Origin of the sequence: Stygiolobus sp. CP850M (assembly GCF_037389425.1) — an archaeon.
GTDB lineage: Archaea > Thermoproteota > Thermoprotei_A > Sulfolobales > Sulfolobaceae > Stygiolobus.
The window spans coordinates 1-3,803 of record NZ_JBBHKR010000077.1 but is presented as its reverse complement, the minus strand read 5'-3'; the positions used below and the strand labels follow the sequence as shown (position 1 = coordinate 3,803).

Below are 3,803 nucleotides of genomic sequence, written 5' to 3'. Positions count from 1 at the left end.
TGTGGACAAAACCGACTATAGTAGAGGGTGTGTAATTACTAGTCCCTTGTTTAAAGATCCACGTGTACTGTTGAGGGGCTAAGGAGGAAAGCATCTGTGGTTCATAATCTTGCGTATATGGATTATGACCCTCGAGTAATGACCTAGCTGCAAGTAACTGAATCAACTGCGCGTCTGTAGGGGAGGGTAGTTCTAGCACAATTTTCTCCGGCGTAAAGCCTAAAGTGAATCTGGCTACTATCAAGCTTAAGAGAATAAATAAGAAAGTAACGAGTATGGAAAGTTTAAACACGCTTTCTTTAGGCCTTAAAGACAAGAAAATTAAGGCTACGCTAATAAAGAATGCTAATATCGAGAACACTATTGAAGGCAGGAACGGGAAGTACCAATATAACGGCCAACCATTGTAATTTCCTACGTAAGCATATGTTCCTACGTTGTAGTAAAAGAATACACTCAGCGCCATCATTCCTAGGGAGAGAAATATCATAAAAGTTGTCATAGTCTTATTGTTCAATCCGGCTCATGAAACGTTGATAGTACAATACTATATATGATTTTTCAATACTCTCTAGCTATAAAATATGAAATTTTAAGCAAAAATTAAGATAAAATTGTAGATTAATAACAATAATTAATTTTCACTTATAAGCAAGTTTTAAAGTTTAATAATTCGTATCCCTGATAATTTGAATAATATGCATTTATTTCAATGGTTTTTGTATTATTTATATTTATGTAGAGAAAGTGATATGGGGCATATACATATACAATCTCTGACCCTCCCGTCTTCAAAATAGTTGAATTAGAACACCATAAAAGTCCGTTGGCAGATATTGTAGGAGAGTCTTGGAGTATCCTGAAGTGGGGTAGGGCTGATCCCTCACCGTAGAATGATACGTTTATAAGGAACGCAAATACGTAATCGTCTTTCTCAAAAACTTTGATGACTTTCATGTGAATTGAATTTTGATAATTGAGAAAATTAAAATGGAAATAGATACCTAATATGAGAAGAATTAAAATTGTCAAAGCATAGAGCAATCTCCTGACTTTTTTTGGGTTTAAGAGAAGGAGTTTATTATTTTGGAAAGAGTCTACATAAGAAAATAATGGCCAATACATTAAGTAATTCCATAAGACCCTATAAAAGAACAAGAATGACAAATATACTACACCGTTCCATCTTTTATTAGTCAATAACCCAACAATTAGTATCAGAATTGAGGCAATTGTGAAAAAAGCCGGATAGAGGTAATATAACCCAGTTATAGAGATTACGTCTATCCCGTAACCGATTTGTATCAATCCTCCCTTTAGGGGGGTCAACAAGTCGTTTAAGAATAAAAATGGAGATAGGTAAATGAAATATGCGTTAATTAGTAGAAAAGTAAGTCCTGTAAACCATAGGAATTTAATCCTCTCTTTACCTAGGTGTAACAAGTAAAATGGAAGTATGATTAATGGATCTTGTTTATATGAAATCGCTAACCCGTAAAGAACTCCTTTCAACCTAGCGTTTTTCACAGTCATAGATAATAACACAAAAAATACCCAGATAATATCATCTACTCCACCTAGAGGATAAAAAAGATAGTTATAATTTAGTAAATATATAGATATAAAAAGTAAAAAAGTAAGTTCATCAGTGTTTAAATACATTAAAACTCCTGTTAACAAGTAAAAAATGAGAATTTCATAATTAGGTGATATATTTAGTATAACTGTCGGAATCTCTATAAGGAAGAAAAGTGAAGGGTAATTTAAATTGGTGACGAAACCTCCTGTGGTATAAGGGGTTCCAATTAAATATTTAGTATACGTTAAATTATAGAATGAATATACGTTAGAAGTCAGAGAATAATTATAAGGGTTTAGATGATGAATAAACAAATAAGCTGAATAATAACCTATCAAAATCTCATCAGTACCGAAAAAAGTCCTATCAGGTAAAAATAAGAGGGAGATTCCGAAGAACAGAATGAGAGTTACTTTTTTCAATAACTTGTAATGAAAACCTATGAGCAACGGTATGTAAAGAATGAGGAACACTACATTTCTGGTTATTACAAAATAGAGTACTGGAACTACAAATAATTCAGAAATGGCTAGGTAATATGCTACCTTATTATCAATTTTAAGATCACTAATAAGGAGTACACCGCTTAGGAATAGTAGCATAAGTGCTGGAATCGTGTAATAATACTCAAGGTATGCGTTACTTCCGTCAAATTCCATCGCGATGAATAAGAGTAATTGTGCAATATTGGCTATCACTGGTTCTTTTTTTACAATTTCCACGAATCGAATTTTACGTTCGTCAGATATATCTTTAATCGGTAATAGAAAGATCAAGTGTAATTGTATATTTAAACACGGTTTACAATTTTTATAGTTCTACAAATAAAATACTTCAATAAATAAAGGCATACTCATGCAAAAATGGGTTCACTCAACAATAGCATCGGTATTCACATGGGCCGGTAATATATACGATCTCCTGATAATCACTTACGTTTACACGGACTTATCCACATGCCTCGGAGTTAATACTGTGACGGGGACTTTACTATTTGCCTTAGGTCTGATATTCAGGGTAATTGGCGGTTACGTTTTCGGTAGGATAGCCGATATGAGGGGGAGGAAAATAGTGCTGAATATAGGAACTGCGGGATATGCCTCGTTTCAGGCAATATTAGCATTTGCTCCCAATGTTTATGTATTACTTTTAGCCAGAGCTTTACAAGGACTTTTTATGGGTGCACAATGGACAGCGGGTACTGTGATAGCTTATGAAAACGCCCCACCTTCAATGAGGGGCCTGATTAACGGGATAGTACAAGCCGGTTACGGATTAGGTTACGCATTAACTGGATTAGCTTATTTATATTTGCATGAAGACTGGAGATTATTCCTACTTACGGGTTCCCTTCCCTTAATACTTATACCCTATATAATAACAAAGGTAAGCGACGTGACTAAATTCACAGAAAAGAGAAAGATTACCGTAAAGCCCTATCTGAGTGTCATAATAAGGTCCACGATAGTTATAGCAGGAATGTTCTTCTCTTATTACTCAATATTCGCCGTATATCCCGAGTTCCTCTCATCAATTGGTATCTCAGACAAATTAGTAGGGGTTTTAATGACTGTCTCTAACATAGCCTTAGGTATTTCGTTTATAGTATTCGGTAGGGTTTCGGACGTTATCAGTAAAAGGTCGTTAATTATTGTCGGAGTTATAGGCGAAATGATAGGTTTACCTTTAATGTTAGATATAATTCACGGCTATGTAGCGTTAGGTTTAATGATTTACACAATATCTACTGGGTTTTGGCCTTTGGCACCGTTACTAATTGTTGAGTCGGTTCCGATCGAAGCCAGAGGTGCGATGACAGGCCTCACATACAATCTGGGTAGCATAATAGGTGGAATAGGTAGTATTACTATGGGATACTTGGTCACTTTATACGGAATAAGGTCTACGTCCCAGTGGGGAATGATAATGGGATATGCATCTTTATTAATCGTTTTCCTTACTTTAATTACATGGCATCAAGCTGGTAATAAGGTGAAGTCTAACTTATAAACTATTCATGCCTAACCAATTTTTTCATGATAGGAAAAGTAATTGGAATAACTTTAGTTATTTTAACCTCGCTAACAGCTTTTGGTATATACTTTCATTTCATAAAAATAATTGGAGATAAACTAGTCATATCACTACCTTCAAAGGTGTCTACGTATATGACAATTGTTAACAATTTAACGGAAGTCAAGTATTCACACTTCCTCGAGAAGAG

Annotated in this window: 4 protein-coding genes; 2 read left to right on the top strand and 2 right to left on the bottom strand. The window is 34.6% G+C overall.

Features of this window, described 5'->3' with window-relative positions; genetic code table 11:
- Both WIW89_RS09865 and WIW89_RS09860 read right to left on the bottom strand, forming a co-directional pair.
- On the bottom strand, positions 1-466 hold a 466-nt coding region (locus WIW89_RS09865), incomplete at its 3' end, for a hypothetical protein (RefSeq protein ID WP_337720632.1).
- Positions 467-645: 179 nt separating this feature from the next.
- The gene (locus WIW89_RS09860) at positions 646-2,301 is read right to left on the bottom strand and encodes a hypothetical protein (protein WP_337720631.1); all 1,656 of its coding nucleotides are present in this window, start codon (positions 2,299-2,301) and stop codon (positions 646-648) included.
- Between the two features lie 133 nt (positions 2,302-2,434).
- On the opposite strand from WIW89_RS09860, the gene WIW89_RS09855 reads away from it, so the two are divergent.
- Positions 2,435-3,589 carry an MFS transporter gene (locus WIW89_RS09855; protein ID WP_337720630.1) on the top strand — a complete coding sequence of 385 codons (1,155 nt, stop codon included), beginning with the start codon at positions 2,435-2,437 and terminating at the stop codon, positions 3,587-3,589.
- Positions 3,590-3,615: 26 nt separating this feature from the next.
- Positions 3,616-3,803: hypothetical protein (locus WIW89_RS09850; protein ID WP_337720629.1), on the top strand; the 188-nt coding region annotated here is incomplete at its 3' end.